The organism is Streptomyces sp. RKAG337 (genome assembly GCF_023701715.1).
GTDB lineage: Bacteria > Actinomycetota > Actinomycetes > Streptomycetales > Streptomycetaceae > Actinacidiphila.
Genome location: NZ_JAJOZA010000001.1, coordinates 6,384,717 through 6,402,812 on the forward strand (window position 1 = coordinate 6,384,717; position 18,096 = coordinate 6,402,812).

8 protein-coding genes and 1 pseudogene are annotated in these 18,096 nt (G+C 69.1%); 2 read left to right on the forward strand and 7 right to left on the reverse strand.

Going from position 1 to position 18,096, the window contains the following annotated elements:
• Window positions 1–209: 209 nt before the first annotated feature.
• The 5 genes and pseudogenes from LNW73_RS28435 to LNW73_RS36725 all read right to left on the reverse strand — a co-directional run.
• Window positions 210–1,412, reverse strand: a pseudogene (locus LNW73_RS28435) (LLM class flavin-dependent oxidoreductase); the annotation flags it as partial.
• On the reverse strand, window positions 1,412–2,449 hold the full coding sequence (locus LNW73_RS28440; protein WP_250991833.1) for an ABC transporter substrate-binding protein: 1,038 nt from the start codon (window positions 2,447–2,449) through the stop codon (window positions 1,412–1,414). The pseudogene LNW73_RS28435 and the gene LNW73_RS28440, both read right to left, overlap by 1 nt.
• Before the next feature lie 67 nt (window positions 2,450–2,516).
• Window positions 2,517–3,308 carry an ABC transporter ATP-binding protein gene (locus tag LNW73_RS28445; protein ID WP_250991834.1) on the reverse strand — a complete coding sequence of 264 codons (792 nt, stop codon included), beginning with the start codon at window positions 3,306–3,308 and terminating at the stop codon, window positions 2,517–2,519.
• Window positions 3,281–4,141, reverse strand: a complete 861-nt coding sequence (locus LNW73_RS28450) for an ABC transporter permease (protein WP_250974858.1) — start codon at window positions 4,139–4,141, stop codon at window positions 3,281–3,283. Before LNW73_RS28450 ends, LNW73_RS28445 begins: the two co-directional genes overlap by 28 nt.
• A 145-nt stretch (window positions 4,142–4,286) precedes the next feature.
• Window positions 4,287–4,370 (reverse strand): putative leader peptide, encoded by an 84-nt coding sequence (locus LNW73_RS36725; RefSeq protein ID WP_361793467.1) that lies wholly within the window; start codon window positions 4,368–4,370, stop codon window positions 4,287–4,289.
• 103 nt (window positions 4,371–4,473) lie between these two features.
• Between LNW73_RS36725 and LNW73_RS28455 the strand changes: the two genes are divergently transcribed.
• Window positions 4,474–4,896, forward strand: a complete 423-nt coding sequence (locus LNW73_RS28455; RefSeq protein WP_250991835.1) for a secondary thiamine-phosphate synthase enzyme YjbQ — start codon at window positions 4,474–4,476, stop codon at window positions 4,894–4,896.
• A gap of 510 nt (window positions 4,897–5,406) precedes the next feature.
• On the opposite strand, the gene LNW73_RS28460 is transcribed toward LNW73_RS28455, so the two are convergent.
• Together LNW73_RS28460 and LNW73_RS28465 are read right to left on the reverse strand one after the other, a co-directional pair.
• A complete protein-coding gene (locus LNW73_RS28460) occupies window positions 5,407–6,303 on the reverse strand; it encodes a hypothetical protein (protein ID WP_250991836.1) in 897 nt (298 codons plus the stop codon).
• A 201-nt stretch (window positions 6,304–6,504) separates the two neighbouring features.
• The gene (locus tag LNW73_RS28465) at window positions 6,505–13,074 is read right to left on the reverse strand and encodes a ricin-type beta-trefoil lectin domain protein (protein WP_250991837.1); all 6,570 of its coding nucleotides are present in this window, start codon (window positions 13,072–13,074) and stop codon (window positions 6,505–6,507) included.
• 609 nt (window positions 13,075–13,683) lie between these two features.
• Between LNW73_RS28465 and LNW73_RS28470 the strand changes: the two genes are divergently transcribed.
• Window positions 13,684–18,057, forward strand: coding sequence for a ricin-type beta-trefoil lectin domain protein (locus tag LNW73_RS28470; RefSeq protein WP_250991838.1), 4,374 nt, complete (start codon window positions 13,684–13,686; stop codon window positions 18,055–18,057).
• The last annotated feature ends 39 nt before the right edge of the window (window positions 18,058–18,096 follow it).

Genomic DNA, 18,096 nt, shown 5'->3' on the forward strand with positions numbered 1-18,096 from the left:
GTGCGGCAGGCGGGGAGCAGGCAGGCGTCGACCAGTGCGGCGATACGGTGCAAGGTGTTCACGTCGGCTGTCCCCCTTTGGCGCGCGGCGGCAGTGGGAGGGTATCCCGATAGCGGCCAAATGGTCCAGACCAATCGGGAGGCGGCTGCCCGCCCGCCGGGAACGATCTCCCGGCGGACGGGCGGCCGCGAACTCCGCCGCCGCTCAACGCCCCCGGCGAGCAGCAGCGGCGCACCACCCGGCGCGGACGCCGGACGGCCGTTGGTGGCCGGGACTCCGGCCAGCGGGGAGCCGGGGACGGTGTCGAGCAGACCGCGTGCCGCCAGCTCGGGCGTCACGCCCTCGCCGAACCAGTACGCCTCCTCCAGGTGCGGGTAGCCGGAGAGCACGAAGTGCTCGACGCCCAGGGCGTGGTACTCCTCGATCCGGTCCGCGACCTCGGCGTGGTTGCCCACCAGCGCCGTCCCCGCGCCGCCGCGCACCAGCCCCACCCCGGCCCACAGGTTGGGGGAGATCTCCAGCTTGTCGCGGGAGCCGCCGTGCAGGGCCAGCATCCGCTGCTGGCCGACCGACTCGCTCTTGCCGAGTGCCTGCTGGGCGGCGGCGACGGTGTCGTCGTCGAGGTCGTCCAGCAGCCGGTTCGCGGTCGCCCAGGCGTCCTTCGAGGAGTCACGCGAGATGACGTGCAGCCGGATGCCGAACCGGACCGTACGGCCCTCCGCCTCGGCGAGCCCGCGGATCCAGTCGATCTTCTGCTTGACCTGCTCGGGCGGCTCGCCCCAGGTCAGATAGACATCCGCGTTCCGGGCCGCGACCGGTCCCGCGGCCGGCGACGAGCCGCCGAAGAAGACCGGCGGGCGCGGCTCGGGCGGCAGCGCCACCAGGCCGCCCTCCACCTGGTAGTGCTCGCCGTGGAAGTCGAACGGCTTGCCCTCCCACACCCCGCGCACCACCGTCAGGAACTCGTCCGTCCTGGCATAGCGGTTGTCGTGGTCCAGATGGTCGCCGAAGCGCTTCTGCTCGGTGGAGTCACCGCCGGTCACGACGTTGAGCATCAGCCGGCCGCGGGTGATCCGCTGGTACGTGGCCGCCATCTGCGCCGCCAGGACCGGCGAGATGACGCCGGGCCGGAACGCCACCAGGAACTTCAGCCGGTCGGTGTGCTGGGAGAGCGCCACCGTCGTCAGCCAGGCGTCCTCGCACCAGGTGCCGGTCGGCGTCAGAACGGCCTCGAAGCCCAACTGGTCGGCGGCGCGGGCGATCTGCGCCAGGTAGTCGATGTCGGGCGCGCGGACCCCGCTGATCGGAGTGATCTTCGAGCGCTTGACGCCGCCGTCGGTGTAGGCGTGGCGGTCGACCAGGGTCCGGCCGTCGCCGCCCGTGGGCAGGAACCAGTGCAGGTGCACGGACATCAGGAGGAGGCCTTTCCGAAGGAGCGAGCCGGTGTGTCGGACGCCGGCAGACCGGTGTTGAAGCGCTGGTCGACGAATTCCTTGAACGTGAAGTGGTTCGGGATCAGCTTCAGATCGGCGAAGGTGTCGGCGATCTTCTGCTCGGAGGCGATCGCGGCGTCGTCCACGGCCACCGCCACCCGGGTGCCGCTGCTGCGCTTCACCGCGTCCAGCGCGACCTCGTACGGCAGCCCGGTCTCCTTCGACCAGACCTTCGCCCACTCCTCGGGGTGCTTGAACGCCCAGTCCTGGGCCCGGCGCAGCCGGGTGAGGTAGTCGCCGATCGCCTGGGACTTGTTCTTGTCCGCCAGTGCCGCGGGCGCGGCGACCTGGAAGGCGAGTCCGTTGACGACGCCGTCCCCGGTGGTCAGCACCCGGGCGCCCGAGTTGCGCAGGATCTGTGAGGTGTACGGGTCCCAGATGGCCCAGGCGTCCACCCGGCCCCGGCTGAACGCCGCCAGCGCGTCGGCCGGCTGCAGATAGCTGACCTTGACGTCGGTGAGCTTCAGGCCCGCCTTCGCGAGCGAGGCCACCAGCTGGAAGTGGGCGGAACTGCCCTGCGCGACAGCGACCGACTTGCCCCTGAGGTCCGCGACGGACTTCAGATCCGAGTCCTTGGGCACCGCGATGACCTCACCGGCGGACGAACCGTGCGAGGCGCCCACCACCGTGACCTTCGAGTGGGCGCCCGCCGCGAAGACCGGCGGGGTGTTGCCGACCCCGCCGATGTCCACCGCTCTCGCGTTGACCGCTTCGAGCAGGGGTGGCCCGGAGGTGAAGGTCGACCATTTGATTTTGTACGGGACCTTGTCCAGTTCCCCGGAGGCCTTCAGGATCGCCTCGGAACCGCCTTTCTGGTCACCGACGTTGAGCGTGACGCTCCCCAGGCCACCCGAGGTGTTCGACGAGCCCGAGGCGTCATCGGCGGCGGACGACCCGCCGCAGGCGGTCAGCAGAAGGGCGAGCGGGAGCAGCAGGGCGGGGGCGAAGCGTTTCATGGGAGGTCGTTTCTTCCGTTGGGATGGAGAGATCGGGAGATCGGGAAATCGGGAGGCCGAGAGGCCGTCAGGCCGCTTGTGCGGCCGGGTGGTTGTCCACGCCGAGCTGATCGAGCAGACGGGACCGCAGTTCGGCGAACCGGGGGTCGCCCGGATCGCGGGGACGCGGCAGCGCGACGGGGTTGTCGTGGGCGATCACGCCGTTCTCCATCACCAGCGCGCGGTCGGCGAGCAGCAGGGCCTCGTCCACGTCATGGGTGACGAGCAGCACCGCGCACCCGCGCCGCTGCCACAGTTCGGCGACCAGCCGCTGGGCGGTGATCCGGGTCAGCGCGTCCAGTGCGCCGAACGGCTCGTCGAGCAGCAGCAGATCCGGCTCCCGCACCAGGGCGCGGGCCAGCGAGGCGCGCTGGGCCTCGCCGCCGGAGAGTGTCTTGGGCCAGGCACCGGACCGGTGGCCGAGCCCGACCTCCTCCAGCGCCTGCTCGGCGACCGCGCGGTCGGGGTGCCCGGGCAGCCCGAGCAGCACGTTGCGCCACACCCGCTTCCACGGCATCAGGCGCGGCGACTGGAAGGCGACCGCGCGCCGGCGCGGCACCAGCACCGAACCCTCGACCTCGCGGTCGAGACCGGCCAGCACCCGCAGCAGCGTGCTCTTGCCGCAGCCGCTGCGCCCGAGCAGCGCGGTGAACTCGCCCGGCCGGATGTCGAGATCGAGCCGGTCGATCACGGCGCGCCCGTCGAAGGCGCGGGTGAGCCCCTCGACGTGGACCGCGGTTCCGGTCGTCGGACGCTCCGTCCGCCGGTCGGTGGGGCGCTCCGTGGGGCGGGTCACTTGCCGGTGAAGGTCGGTCGCCATTGCAGCAGCAGCCTTTCGAGAGTGCGGACGACGATGTCGGCGGTCAGGCCGAGGAAGGCGTAGACGACGAGACAGACCACGATCACGTCGGTCCGGAAGAACTCGCGGGCCTGGTTCATGACGAAACCGATGCCGTCGTCGGCGTTGATCTGCTCGCTGAACACCAGCGCCAGCCAGGCGGTCGCCAGCGAGTAGCGCAGCCCGGTCATCGCGCCGGGCAGCGCGCCCGGCAGGACGACATGGCGCACCAGGCCCCAGCGGGACAGGCCGAGCGAGGTGCCGGCCTCGATGAGCTGCTCGTCCACGCCTCGGATGCCCGCGTAGACGTTCAGATAGAGGTGGAAGGCGACACCCAGCGAGATCAGCGCGATCTTGGGCGCCTCGCCGATGCCGAGCCAGATGATGAACAGCGGGATCAGACCGACCCAGGGCACGGTCCGCAGCATCTGCACGCTCGCGTCGACCAGGTCCTCGCCGAGCCGGGAGAGCCCGGAGACGAGGGCCAGCGCGGTGCCCGCCAGAACGCCGAACACGAGGCCGAGGGCGACGCGTTGGAGCGAGACCAGCATCGCGGACGGCAGCGTCCCGTCCGCGATCAGCTCCTTCCCGGCCCGTGCGATGGTGCCGGGGGAGGCGAGGATGTCGGGCTGCAGCACCCCGGTGCTGCTCAGCACCTGCCACAGCGCCAGCAGGACCAGGGGTCCCGCGGTGCGGCGCAGCCAGCGGGGTACATGGCGGCGCCGGGAGGCCGCCGAGATGATCGGTTCCAGCTCAAGGACGGCGCCCTGATCTGAAATGACGGATATGTCCGGCGGTGGTTTGCTGATGGTCATGGCGACTCCACGGCGGGGCGGCAGACGGAGACACGCCTCGGCGCGCAGGCTCCCGACGGGTCGGATCCGCACGGATGCGTGCGGGATCAGCCCGGGAGCGCGCTAAAGAGCGAGGCGAGGAGAAGGACGAACGAGTGAGAAGGCGTCAGCAGCCGCGACGACACGCGGCGGAGGCCACCCGCAGCAGGTCGATGTGACCGCGCGTGGTGAGCAGAACAGGACGCAACATGCGGGAGAACCTAGCGAGCCGTCCCGTGCCCGGTCAACGTCGTCTCGCCACCCGGACGGGAATCTCAAACGCGGATCCGGCGATGTTGGGCGACCATGGAGACATGGCCGACGTGTTCACCACCCGCACTCTCGACATCCCGACCGGCTCCGCCGAGACGGTCCACGACCTCACCGCAGCCTGCGCCGAGTTCCTCGACCAGACGGCGCACGGCCGTGACGGGCTGCTCAACGTCTTCGTCCCGCACGCCACCGCGGGCATCGCCGTCATGGAGACCGGAGCCGGCAGCGACGACGACCTGCTGTCCGCCCTCCACGACCTGCTCCCCGCCGACGACCGCTGGCGCCACCGCCACGGCACCCCCGGCCACGGCCGCGACCACGTCCTCCCCGCCCTGGTCCCGCCGCACGCCACCCTGCCGGTGATCGGCGGCCGCCTGGAACTGGGCACCTGGCAGTCCGTCGTCCTGGTCGACACGAACATGGACAACCCCCGGCGCCAGGTGCGGCTGTCCTTCCTTGGGTGAGGCAACGGGGCCGTCGGCGTGAGTTGATATCCCGACCGTTACGAAGAGGTGCATGACCCCAGGCGGTGGGCGGCGCCAACACTTCACGCGCTCGTCTTCGGGATTCGAACCCGAGGCCTACGCATGACGAGACAATGAGCGATCAGATTCCGTGGTGCCGCGTCGTGCCAGCTCGTGAGGTTTCTGCTGGTCAGACTAGGTACAGCAAATTGCTGCACACCGCCTCGTGTTGCACTGTCCAAAGACGCCTGTCCACCGGCGGGGTTGTCCCCAGCTCGCCACCGACACTGGCGCTGGGCTGCCAGCGATGCCGGCGAACGGACGGAGAGGGACGAGCGGGGGGCCTGTAGAACCCTCACAAGCCTTCGGTCACCGCCGCCGGTGCTGCCCTCGCCCCGCACACCGCCCCAGCAGTCACCACCTCGGCCTGACTGGGGGCCTGGAATCGGAAGAGGCTGGGGCAGACGGATGTGTTTTCCGGCTACCCCAGCCTCGTCGGCCGTGCAGTGATCAGGCGGTGTCGGCGTACCAGATCCGGCTCGGCGGACCGAGCAGGTCGTGGTCCCCGAAGCGCTTGGGCATCCCCGACCGCAGCACGGGACGCAGCAGCCGCCAGGTGCGTTCGATGGCTTCGCCGGTGAAGTCGTCGAACTCCGGGGTGACCTGGAGCAGCACCGCGCCGTCGCGCAGGGTCTCGACCCGGTGGAAGTCACCGGCTGCGGTGATCCCGTCGGCTCCGCCGAGCTTCTGGGCGATCTCGCGTGGGATCACCATCAGCCACTCGTATCCGCGCAGCAGCTGCCGCGACTGTGGCAGCGTCATCCCGGGCAGCGGCGGGCCGACCCGCTCCTCGTACTCGGTGCGCCCCAGCCCGAGGCTGTAGCCGATCTGCGCGTAGCTGGGGTCGGTCTCCTGCGAGTAGTCCCGCAGGAATTCCGTCCAACGGGGCTGGGCCGGCCCGAAGCGCTCCTTGGGGGTCTCGGCGCTGAGCCTGACCCAGTCCACGGCGCTCTGGTCGCGCGCAACGCCCATCCGCAGAAACAGTTCTCCGGGCATGCCCTCCTCGTCCAGGCGGTAGACCGCGGTTTCGGCCAGCTGCACGTCCGAGACCAGCCACTTACGCAGCATCGGCAGGTTCTTGTGGGTCAGCACTTTGCTGCGTCGGGTGAGCCGCCCGCTGGCGCGGTTGACGCTGGTCGTGTTGAGGAAGCCCCAGAGCGTCCCGGGCGGACCGCACGGCACCGCCTTCTTCAGCGACTCCTCCACCTGCCCGGTGGAGTCGAGAGTCCCCTGGAAGAACTCGTCCTCCAGACGGTCCGCGCCCTCGGTGAGCCAGCGCCAGGCAAGGTCGGCGAGTGCCTCACTACCGCGGTACTCGGTGTCGATCTCACATCGGATCATGTGCATGCTGGCTCGCCACTCCTTTCGGAAGAGGTATCGGTGGAAAGCAGACGTCATCCTAGGTGACCGGGTTACACAGGATGAGGACGGCTCCGAGGAAGCCCACGACCGCCGCCACCCCGGTGTCCTCCTGCTGCTGGGGGGTCATCTTCGGTACGTTGAAGGTGAGCCCGTCTCCTCCGTTGTCGGCCGGCGCCGCGTGGGGCATCAGCCCCCGGCCGGCGCGCCCTTGAGCGGGCGGGTCTTGGTCCAGTCCGGCCGCCTGCCCCGCTCCTTCAGTTGCATCGGGTTGGGTTGCGGTCCGGGTACGGGGTGCGGGACGGGGTCCGGCTCGCCGCCGCGGGTATCCTCCCGCGACACCGTGTAGGAAATGACGCCGGCGTACTTACTGTCCTTCGCGGTGATGAACTCGGCGGGGTTACCGAAGTTGGGCACGGGACCGAGTTCCACTCCTAGCGGGTAACCGGGCTTCACCGTCCGATGGTCACCCGTGGCGATCAGTCGCGCCTGCAGGCTCTCGACGTAGCGGGCGAGCTGCGCTGGGCCGGCATCCTCGGCGGCTCCGCCGCCATGCTTGACTTCCCAGATCGTGACGTCGTTCTTACCCCACTCGACGATGTCGGCGTAGCCGGTGTTGCCCTTCGCCGAGCCGCCGCGGATGGAGACGTCGTTGTCGAAATCGTTGTAGGGGTGCTTGGCCGCGAGATAGGCGGTGATCATGAGGACGGCTGTGTCATGGCGCGGCTGCCAGACCTTGTACCACTTCTTCTCGTCCTCTACGGGCTCGTCCTCGCCGAGGCCCACAGGCTCGTCGCTTCCCGCGGCCGATCCGGAGGCGGGATTGTTCGCCCGTCGTTGCTCCTGCTCCCAGGCCCGCTGGTCCGGGTCGTAGAGGCCGGACGGGTCGCTGCGGTTGACCGGGTCACTGTGTGAGTAGCCGTAGCTGTTCCACTGCTGCGGGTCATCCGGTACGAGCAGCGGGTCCGCGCTGAGGAATCGTCCGGTGCTCGGTTGGTACTCCCGGGCACCGAGGTTGGTCAGGCTGGTGACGTCGTCCTTGCTGCCGCCGACGAAGCCCTTGTCGCCGGCCCAGACACCCGGTGCGGGCTGGGTGCCCCGCGGGCAGCCGAACGGGTCCATGGAGCGGCGCGTGACGGCGAGGCTGGTGGCGTCGATGGTCAGGGTGCCGCTGTTGTGGTGGTCAGCGAGCTGGATCGTCAGACCGCCGGCGCCGACCCGGACCATGCTGAGACCGCCGGGGACCGGGTAGTACCGGGTGCCGGTGAGGGTCTTGGTCACCGTGTCGTAGGTGACCTGGTCGGTGCCGAGGTTGATGGTGGTCTTGCCCGGGTTGCGCCGGATCAGCTGGTTGCCGTCGGCGTCGTAGACGTAGCTGGTGGCCTGGTTCGGGACGGCCCATTTCTGACCGGCCGGGATCGGCGTCGTGCAGTCGCCCAGTACCAGGTCGGTGCCGTTGGTACTGACGTTGCCGGGCACCGCCAGGCAACGGGTGGCGGCCGGGTTGAGGACGGTGCCGTCCGCGCGGACCGTCCAATTCTGCGAGGTACGCCCGTCACAGGGTTGGAGCTGTACCGGGGAGCCGGCTGCGGTGCCCATCGCGGTGACGCACTTGCTGAACACCTTGAGCAGGCCGCCGTTGGTGGCGAAGCGCTGGCCGCCGCCGGAGGTGCAGGTGTCGATCTGCAGCGGATTGCCGTTGGCCGAGCTGCCGCCCTGCATGTCCAGGCACTTGCCGCCGATGCCGGTGATCGGACCGGCCTGGGCAAGAGCGCCCAGTTTGCCCTCGCTGTTCCAGGTGAGGTCGGCGGTGCCGGTCTTCGAGGTGTAGATGCCGGTGGTGTTGCCGGCCGCGTCATAGGCGTCGTTGCCCGACACCGTGGTGCCGGTTCCGACCTTGGTGCTGGTGCCGGTGAACGCGTGCGGACCGCCGCCACCGCTGTTGACGGTGCCGGCGTTCGGGAAGGTCTGTGTGGTGACGGAGTCCTTGGTGGCGTCGCCGCCGGTGTCATGCTGGACGAACCTGGTCCGGTTGCCCGTCACGTCGTAGCCGTACTCCTCCCAGTACGGGGTGCCGCCGCCGACGGTGGTCTGCGCGGGCGCGGCCGCGCCGTTGGTGGGGCTGGTATTGGTGCACCGGCCCTGGTCCTGGGTCTGATGCTGCAGCGCGTCGGGGACCGTGACGCTGCCGGTGTCGGTCCACGCCGTGGACAGCCGGCCGAGGCTGTCGTAGTCGAAGCACTGCAGATCGCGGCCGGTCGGGGTGTTGTCGGGGATGCTAGTGATGGAAGTGACGCGGCCGGAGTCGTCGTAGGTGTAGCCGGTCTGCTGAACCGCTCCGCTGGTGGAGGTCTGCTTGTCCAGGAACTGGTTGCGCAGCCGTCCGGTGGACTGGTCGTAGTCGTTGGTGACCACCACCTGGCTGGCCCAGGGATTGACGGTGGAACGGATCACCCGGCCGAAGGCGTCGTACTCGGTCTGGGTGTCGTAGGTGGTGGCACCCGCGTACTTGAACAGCTGGCCGTAGTCGTTGTACGAGTACGCCATGTCGTCCATCGGCAGGCCGCCCAAGGCGGGAAGCAACGTGGACTTCAGATTGCCCGTGATCTTGTCGAAGCTGCTGGAAACGGCATAGGTGAAGTTGCCGCTTGCCAGACCGACCTCGCTGCCCGGGATGGTGATGTTCATCCCGGTGGGCCGATAGGCGTCGTCATAGCCCTTGACTGCCGTGGTGTAGGCCTGACCGCTGGACCCTCCGGCGTAGCGCGTGGCGGAAGCCGGCTTGCCCTTGATCACCGTGTCGTAGGACCAGCCGGCGAGCTGGTTGGCCGGTGCGAAGCTGCCTTCGTACACCCCCGTCTTGCGGCCGTTCAGTTCGTAGGTGAAGGCGAGCTTGCGGCCGCGGTTGTCGGTGGTGGTGGCTACTCGGGAGGCCTCGTCGAAGGTCTGGGTGACCGTGCCGGTGTCCGGGTCGGTCGCCGAGATCTGCCGGTCCTGCTGGTCGTAGCTGTAGGACCAGCGGTTGCCGGCGGCGTCGGTGCGCGTGTCGGGCTTGCCGTCTGCGGTGTAGCTGTAGCGGGAGATCACCGCGTCGGCCGGGTTGCCGGTCGCGGTGGGCGTGTTGTACTGCCAGCGCTCGACGGTTTTTTCGCGGGCGTTGGAGAACGAGCTGGTGGGCCAGGTGCCGGCGGGCGGCAACAGGTCGATCCGGTCGACGCCGGCGTAGACAGTGGTGGTGCGGTTCTGCTCGACACCGAGCGACCACGAGGCGACGGCGGTCGCCCGGCCCCGGCCGTCGTACGTGGTGCGGGTCTGTGCCGGGATGGTCGAGTCGGCGGCCTGCACCAAGGTCGTGGTGGGGCCGGAGACGCTGTTGTACCAGGCGGCGTCGGCCGTCTTCACCCTGCCTTGCGAGTCGTACAGGGAATCGGTGACCAATCGGCCGGTGTAGGCCGGGTTGGAGGGCGAGGCCTGGGCCTGCCGGGTGCGGCCGAAGCCGTCCAGGATGTCGATGCGACGGGTGTAGACCGGCATTGCCAGATCCCGCTTGAGCACCGAGGTGGTCACCGAGGACGGCGTTCCGGCCTTGTTCGACAGGTTGTAGGCGTAGGCGAGGTTGGCGTTGGCGTTGGCCGCCGGGGTTCGTCCGGCCAGCCAGACACCGGTGAGCCGGCCGAGGGCGTCATAGACCTGCGTGCTGGTTTTGTTGTTGAGATCCTTGACGGTCAGCGTGTTTCCGCGTCGCGGGTCGATCGTGGTGACGGTGTCCCAGCTGCCCGTGGCGACACCGGGGATCGGCGCCGAGGAGGTCAGCGTGGACGGGAGTTCGCCCGGCGCGGCAGCAGCGTAGCTGGTCCGGGTGGTCGCGCCGTTCGGGTGTTGCGCGTCCTTGACGGTCAGCGCGGTCACGGACTCGGTCCGGCCGTACTTGTCGAAGGTGGTGCTGGTCTTGGTGGTGAAAGTGGCGCTGCCGTCGCTCTCGTAGCGCTCCAGCTCCTGGGTGCCGCTCGGGTTGGCGCTCGCCGCGGCCTGGCCGAAGGGCAGGTTGTCGTAGAGGACCCGACTGCGGGCGGTGGTGTTGCTGGGGCCGGCGGCCGCAGTGCAGGCATTGGGGCCGGAGACGGTCAGGGTCTCGGCCGTGAGGTCGGTGCGCTGCGGGTCGGGCCCGGTGGCGTAGGCAGTGCGTGTGCACAGGTCGGGCAGACCGTCGGCTTGGTCGAGCGAGGTGAGCAGTCGGTTGGCGCGGGACGGGTCGGTGACAGTGGTCTTGGTCGTGGTGCGCCAGGTCTGGTCGGCCTTGAGCCCTTGGCTGGTCACCGTCTGGGTGGTCGCGTTGTAGCGGGCGACCAGGTCGGGCAGTCCGTTGCCGCGCGGGTGAGTGGCGGTGACGACCTCGCCGGAGGCGCCATTGACGGTCCGGGCGGTTACCTTTCCGTCGGCCTGGTCGAAGGTCTCGCTCTGCAGAGCCTGACCAGCCAGCCAGTCGACGTCAACGACGTCCTGGCCGAGCGCATCGGTCAGGTGAACGCTGCGGTTCCCGGCGTCCTTGCGGACGTCACCATCCATGCCCTGTCGGTAGGTGGTTCGGGTCTGCGCCCGGGGGCCGTCGGTGCCGCTGCCCACCGTCGTGGTGACGGTCTTGAAGCCGCGGAAGTCACCCCAGGTGCGGGCCTTGGCCTCGGTCAGCTCGGCGTCATCGCGGTGCCAGCCGGCTGACTCGTAGGTGTACTTGGTGATCTTCTGCGGTGCGTCGGTGGCAGTGTCGTTCTCGGTCAACGAGGCGACCGAGTAGTGGTTGAACCAGTCCAGCACCGGGTCGGCGGTGGTCACCGACCCGGAGGGCAGCCAGCGGACCGGGTAGCAGCCCATGGTGTTGTCGTCCTCGGCGGCCGGCATCACCTTGTTGATCCGGGAGCAGCCCGGCAGGTTGTAGTCGACGTTGAGGACGCCGCCCGTCTCGTTGTGGATCTGCTGGATGCGCGGACGGTTCATCAGCGGCGGCGCGGGCACCAGGTCGGTCCCGTCCACCCGGTTGGGAAGCATCACCGGGGTGAAGGTGACGGGGAGGGTGGAGAGCTCGGGAGTGGCCGTCTTGCCGGTGCGCTCGACCGAGTCCAGCCACAGCGCCTTCTGGCTGGTGTTGTCCTTCGGGTCCGGGAAGGAGTGGGTCAGCTTGTAGGAGTCGACGTCCTTCCATGCATTGTTGATGCGGACCTGAGTGGTTATGGTGCTCAGGCGCTTGGTGGTGAAGAAGCTCGGGCTGGAGTGGGTGCAGGTACCGTCCTGCTTGCACTCCTCGTCGACCGGCACGTCAGGCCAGTTGTTCTTGTTTGCAATGGTGCGCTGGGCGGGGTCGCAGGTCGCGGTGTCCAGGCAGCGCTCGGCGGTGGCGAAGGCTATTCTTTCGGCCGGTTGCAGGGCGCCCTTGGCTGCCAGCTGCTCGTCCAAACGCTGGCCGTACGCGATCGAGGCCGGCAGGTTGGCCCGGGTGTAGGAAGTGCGGGTGCCATTGCCGTTGTTCTGGCCGGCGCCGCGGGAGTACCAGTTGGTCTCCGGGGCCCAGGTGTAGGTGGTCAGGTTGCCCTTCGGGTCCACCACGTAGTCCAGTGAGAGCCGCTGCCACATCTGGCACCAGGAGGCCTTGCCCTGCGCCGAGTCGTAGCAGGGGTCGCCGCTGTTCGGGGAGTACACAGGGAGAGTGGAGACCGAGTTGGCGGCCGGGTCGCTCTTGTCGCCGCCGGGCAGGTGGTTGAGCCCGAAGTAGTAGACGGTCCCCGAGCTGTCGGTGACCTTGGCGTACGCGCCGTCCCGGGCGTCGTTGCTCGCGCCCGAGCCGAATTCGATCTTGGTTCCGTCGTCGTCCTTCGGGTGCCATACGCCGGTGGCCGCGTCGGTGGTGGCGCTGGACGAGCCCGCGTTGCGGTCGCGGACCAGTTGGCCGGAGTGCGAGCCGAGCGAAAGCGTCGCGTTGAAGCCGCCCCAGCACTGGTCGCCGGAGTCGGCGATCCCGCTCTTGTCGCAGGGCTTGAAGTCGCGCTCGATGAAACCGGGATTCAGCTCCCAGCCGTCGCCGGCCCAGGACGCCTGGGCGTTGGTGGCCGAGGTCTTGCCGTCCACCGATGAGGAGTTGTAGGAGAGTCCGACCGTCGGGGCCGCGCCGCCGAGCGAGGGCGGCACCTGGACCGGGTAGCTGTACGTCAGCGCGCCCGATGCACTGCCGGCGGCCCAGGCGGAGGAGGGCGACAGCGTCGACGCGGCGTAAGTGCCACCACCACCGGCCGGGCCGGTCTCCGCGGCCAGCAGCAACGGCGCACCGGTGGGTGCGGCGGCCGGGTGCACACCGGTGCTGAACGAGGACTGGGCGGCGCCAGTACGTGCCGGTGTGGCGGCGGGCAGCGGTAGCTCGGCCACTGTCCGCCCGGTGGCCCTGTCGTAGTGGGCCGTCACGGGCGTGCGGACCTGGCAGGCGGGCGACTCGGGGGTGGTCGCGGCACATGCGGGCAGCGTCACCAGGCGCCCACGGGAGGCGAATTCACCACCGGTAGCGGCATTCAGCGCGGCCACGTCCAGAGCGACCAGCACCGGAGTGGCGGGCGGCTGCTGCGGCCCGACGGAAGTCTTGGCGGCGGGGGTGCTCTGCGGCTGCGCGGTCAGGGTGAAGAGCAGCCCGTTCACCCCTGCTGCATGAGCGGCCCGTTCGTCGCTCTGGACCACGGTCACGGTCTGCGGAACTGCGGGCGCGCCGGGCTTGGGTGCCATCCAGACAGGCAATTTCCCTGCCCTGGATGGCGTTTTCCGCTGCGCTCCGGAAAGTTCGACGGTGGCAGACTCGCGCTGGGTGGGCGCCGGGGCGGGTGTCTTGCCGACCCGCCGAGGCACCGGGTAATGCGGCGCGATCGCGGCCGCCTTGGCGACGTCGGTGACGTTTACCGAGGTGGTGCCGGGCAGCGGCGTATCCGGTGGCTGCCAGATCTTGGAGAAGTCCGGGCCGGCCGCGGCCTGCGCTACGGGAGCGAGCAGGGTGCCCGTGACGGCGAAGGCCACCGGCCCGACGACCCATCTCCATGAGAATCTCGTACGTCTTGGTCTCTCCGGACTTGCCACTGGACCCCCGTTGTCTGTGAAAGATCTGTGATGATCACCAACACAATCGGACGGGAAACTAGCAGGCGGATGACGTGCCGTCAGCAATACCGGCGATCAGCAATCGCATGACATATCTCACAGGGCGCCGGTTAGGTTCTTTTGGCTCTGATATCACGACAACAGAATCAATACCCCTTTGTAGACAGGCAGTCAGGACTGCCAAGGTGCTGCGGATCTCTGCACATCCGCAAAGCGGAGCGCGCCAAACCATGGGGGAACTCGATGTCCACCAGACCCAGACCCGCCCGGCCCGCCGGACGGTCCGCATCGGCCGCCGTCTCATTCGTCCTCGCGGCAGGGCTGCTGACGGCTACTCCGCTCGCGGCCCACGCGGCCGACGGCACGCCGGACCCGGTCAAGCCCGCGGGGCAGCCCGCCCCGCCCGCCCAGGACACCGTGCAGCAGGCCATCACCCAGGCGAAGAGCGCGGGCAAGGACATACCCGTCCCCGAACTCACCGACGAATACACGACCGTGGTCGCGACTGCCGAAGGCAAACTGCGCTCCGAGCAGCATGAGATGGCCCAACGCACCAAGCGCACCGACGGCGCCTGGGCCGTCCTGGACGACACTCTGGTCAAGAACGCGGACGGCACCGTCACCCCGACGGCCTCCAGCGGGGAGTTGGTCATCTCTGGCGGCGGCAACGGCCCGCTGGCCACCATGACCACCAAGGACGGCAAGCAGCTCGCCGTCTCCTCACCTTTCCCCGGCCCTCTTCCCGCCCCGAAACTGACGGGCAACGGGGCCCTGTTCACCGATGTGGCCCCGGACACCGACCTGCAAGTGACCGCCACCAAATGGGGCGGCTATTCCACCGTCATCGTGCTGCGTACTCCCGCAGCCGCAGCCAATCCGGCGGTTCGCAATCTCGTCTTCCCCACCGCCACCAAGGGCCTGGATCTCGCCAAGAACGGCGACGGCGCGCTGACCGCGACGGCCGGTGGCGAGGTGGTGTTCACTGCCCCGACACCACAGATGTGGTCCGCCAAGGAAGCCCGGACCCCGGCCGGCCGGGCCGCCGCGAAATACGCCGTCGAAACCGCGCAGGCCTCGCCTGCGACCCGCAACGCCAAGGCGGCTGATGCCGGCTCGGACGGCTCCGGTGACGCGACCCACGCTCCGCCGGACGCGCCGAGCACCTCGGCCGGCCCCGGCGCACTGGCCAGCGTCGCTACCATCCCGGTGACCGAGGCCAAGGTCCAAGGAAACAGTGACCACGCGCAGGGTTCGATCTCTTTGGCCCCGAGCCTCGACCTGCTCGATGGTGCCAACACCTCGTACCCCGTCTACGTCGACCCGTCGTGGTCGCAGGACGCCCGCGGCAAGCAGCACCACGCCTGGGTGATGCAGGCGCACAACACCACCAACAACTTCGACCGCACCGGCTCCACCGACCGTGATCGGCCCGGATCCGGATTCCAGGGCTGGGAGACCGCAACCGGGATCGAGCGGGCTCTGTTCGAGTTCAACCTCAACGGTTATGCCGGCGCCACCATCAACTACGCCAACCTGCGCATCAGCCAGTACATCTCCTCGGACCACTCCTGCACGACGACCTACCCGGTCAACCTCTACCGGGCAGGCGCGTTCGACACGTCGGTGACTTGGAGTAACCACGAGATCCGGGAGTTGGTCGACAGCAAGTCGGTACCCGGCAACGGCACCTTGTCGGAGTGCTACAGCGACCTGCCGATCGACTTCAACATCACCGGCGCACTGCGCGACGGCATTCGCACCACCAACGTGCCGCTCGCCTTCGCCGTACGCGGGCCGGAGGGCAGCGGCCAGCGGATGGGCTTCAAGCGGTACAACTACGACGCCACGCTCAGCAGCACCTTCGATTTCCCGCCCGGTGTGCCCGGCAACCCGCACACCCTTCCGGCCCCGCACCGGGTCACCACCGCAGACACCGACGCCTGCGCCAGCGTGCCTCTCGCCTCGTACGGCTACATCACCAGCACGAACACCAGTCTCAGGTCAACCGTCAACAGCCCCAACCAGGGCCAGCTGACCGAGTGGATCAACATCTGGGACAACACCACCGGCGGCAACTCCGTGCACACCGGCTGGTCTGGCTTCGTGAGCCGGGGCAGCGAAGCCTCCTACACCCTGCCGATAGGCACCCTCCAGGACGGCCACCACTACGGCTGGCAGGCCTACGGTGACGACGGCCTGCTGCGCGGATCTCCGAGCCCTGTCTGCCACTTCGCGGTCGACGCCACGCCACCGGTGCTCGCCGTCGGCCCGTTCACCGATCCGGCCACTCAGTTCCCGCCGGCCGGCAACGGCCAGACCACCAAGCTCCACCTGGGCGACACCGGTCACATCCCGTTGATCGCCTCCGACCCGAGCCCGGGCACCGGCCTGATCTCATCCGGCCTGGCGTGCGTCCGCTGGAGCTACGACCCGCAGATGTCGGGCGCCGAGCAGAAGTGCACCCCCACCTCGGGCACCCCACTGGTGGTCAACGACATCGCGACCAAGCCGACCCATTGGGGCACCAACACCCTGTACGCCGAGGTCTTCGACGAGGCCGGTAACTCCTCCCAGACCATCTCGTACTCGTTCTACGTCCCGTGGACGGAGGGCCCGGTCGCATTCGGCGACACCACGGGTGATGCCCGGCCCGACATCCTGATCACGGACCAGGCAGGCAACCTGATCACCCACGGCCGCGCCACCGACCCGGGCAACTCCAGCGTGCCGCCCACCGGTACGGCCGCGGCCGCCGCCCAGGCCCCCGGTGCCGACGCCCCAACGAACCCCCGGACCTGGAAGGACTACCGGGTCGCGCACCGTGGCGCCCTCGACCCCACCACCAACCTCGACGACCTGTTCGTCCACAAGGACCCGAGCGGCCCCGGCGCCTCCGACGGTGACGACGCGCTCTACTACTATTCAGACACGCTCTCCGACCCGGGCCGTTTCACCCGCGGCACGATGACCCCTCTCGACCGGCCCGACTGCGATCCCGACCTGGCCACCTCCTGCGCCGGCCACCACGACGGCAACTCCTGGGCGCAGGCTCGCCAGATCACCCCGATCGGCTCGGCAAAGGACACCCGCACACCGAGCCGCACGGTCACCGACGCGACCGGCGTCTTCGCCATCGACTCGGGCAACCTCTGGTACTACCCGGTCAAGACCAACCACACCCTGGCGCCGCCGTCCCTGGTCTCCACCGGTGGCTGGGACGACAAGGACCTGATGGTCCCGGGCAACACACTGGCTGTCGGCGCCACCACCGCCACCGCTCCCGCGCTCTGGGTGCGCAACCGGACCAATGGCGACATCTTCCAGTACGCCCTGACCACGGCCACCCGGCCCGACACCTCCACCGAGGTGACGGGCATCTCTGCCAGCCCCGCCTCCAAAATCGGCTACGGCGTCACCGCGACGTCCTTCCCGACGGTCGGTGCCGACGGCAACCTCACCGACGACGACGTGCCCGACCTCTGGGCCACCGACACCTCCGGAAACCTCCACGTCTGGCCGGCCGCCGTCACCGGCGCCCAGGTCACCGGCTTCACCGGCGACCACTTCCGCGGTAGCAGCCAGGCCCCATTCGTCCAGTGGCCGCTGACCGGCAACGCCAAGGCCAACCCGGCCTCGTACAACGGCACCGCCGCGAATGTCACCTGGGGCGAGGAAACCGTCGACGGCCGCAAGACCAATGTCGCGGTGTTCGACGGCACTGCCCAGTCCACCATCACCAGCAGCAAGGGCGTGGTCGACACCCACAAGAGCTTCACCATCAGTACGTGGGCCTACCTGGCCAAGGACGACGCCGGCATGGTGGTCAGCCAGGAGACCGTGAACGGCAGCTCGTTCATGATCTACGCAGACCACGGTACCTGGAAGTTCGGCATCGCCCGGGGCGACGCCAACAACGACTGGCCGTACGACTACTCCGGTGCGACCGGCCCCGCCGCGGCCTACCAGCTCAACACCTGGACTCAGCTGACCGCCAGCTACAACGCGGACACCGGCCAGATGAACATGTACGTGAACGGCTCCCTGGCCGGAACCGGTCAGCACACCGCCTCGACCAGCCCCACCGCGAGCGGCACTCTTGTCCTCGGCCGCTACCGGAACTACAACACCTTCACCAACTACCTGACCGGCCGGGTCAGCAACCTGGCCATCTACAACACCGCTGTCGCGGCGACCACCAGCAACGGCCCGATCCGCTTCTCGCCCCACTCCGGGCGTTGCATGGACGCACCCAACGCAAGCACTGCCAACGGCGTGCACCCCCAGCTCTACGACTGCAACAGCACCGCCGCCCAGCGCTGGAGCATCAACGCCAACGGAACCCTCACCATCGGCACCCAATGCCTGTCGGCCAGCGCCAACGGCACCGCCTCGGGCACCGGGATCATCCTGTGGAACTGCCTGGGCGAAGGCGGCCAGCAGTGGCGTGCCCGGGCCGACGGCACGATCTACAACCCGCAGTCCAACATGTGCCTGGATGTTCCGTGGGCGAACAGCGATCGCGGCACCACGTTCCAGCTCTATCCCTGCAACTCCACCGCCGCACAGCGCTGGAGCATCCCGACCCTGAACACCCCAATCCTGCCCGTCAACCCGTAGCCTCCTGCACGCAGCGACAGAAAGGGCCTGAGGCGCACC

Coding starts and splice junctions, on each gene's coding strand:
- LNW73_RS36725 (WP_361793467.1), bottom strand. CDS start 4,370: ATGTTGCGTCCTGTTCTGCTCACCACGCGCGGTCACATCGACCTGCTG.
- LNW73_RS28440 (WP_250991833.1), bottom strand. CDS start 2,449: ATGAAACGCTTCGCCCCCGCCCTGCTGCTCCCGCTCGCCCTTCTGCTG.
- LNW73_RS28460 (WP_250991836.1), bottom strand. CDS start 6,303: ATGCACATGATCCGATGTGAGATCGACACCGAGTACCGCGGTAGTGAG.
- LNW73_RS28470 (WP_250991838.1), top strand. CDS start 13,684: ATGTCCACCAGACCCAGACCCGCCCGGCCCGCCGGACGGTCCGCATCG.
- LNW73_RS28445 (WP_250991834.1), bottom strand. CDS start 3,308: ATGGCGACCGACCTTCACCGGCAAGTGACCCGCCCCACGGAGCGCCCC.
- LNW73_RS28465 (WP_250991837.1), bottom strand. CDS start 13,074: ATGGCACCCAAGCCCGGCGCGCCCGCAGTTCCGCAGACCGTGACCGTG.
- LNW73_RS28455 (WP_250991835.1), top strand. CDS start 4,474: ATGGCCGACGTGTTCACCACCCGCACTCTCGACATCCCGACCGGCTCC.
- LNW73_RS28450 (WP_250974858.1), bottom strand. CDS start 4,141: ATGACCATCAGCAAACCACCGCCGGACATATCCGTCATTTCAGATCAG.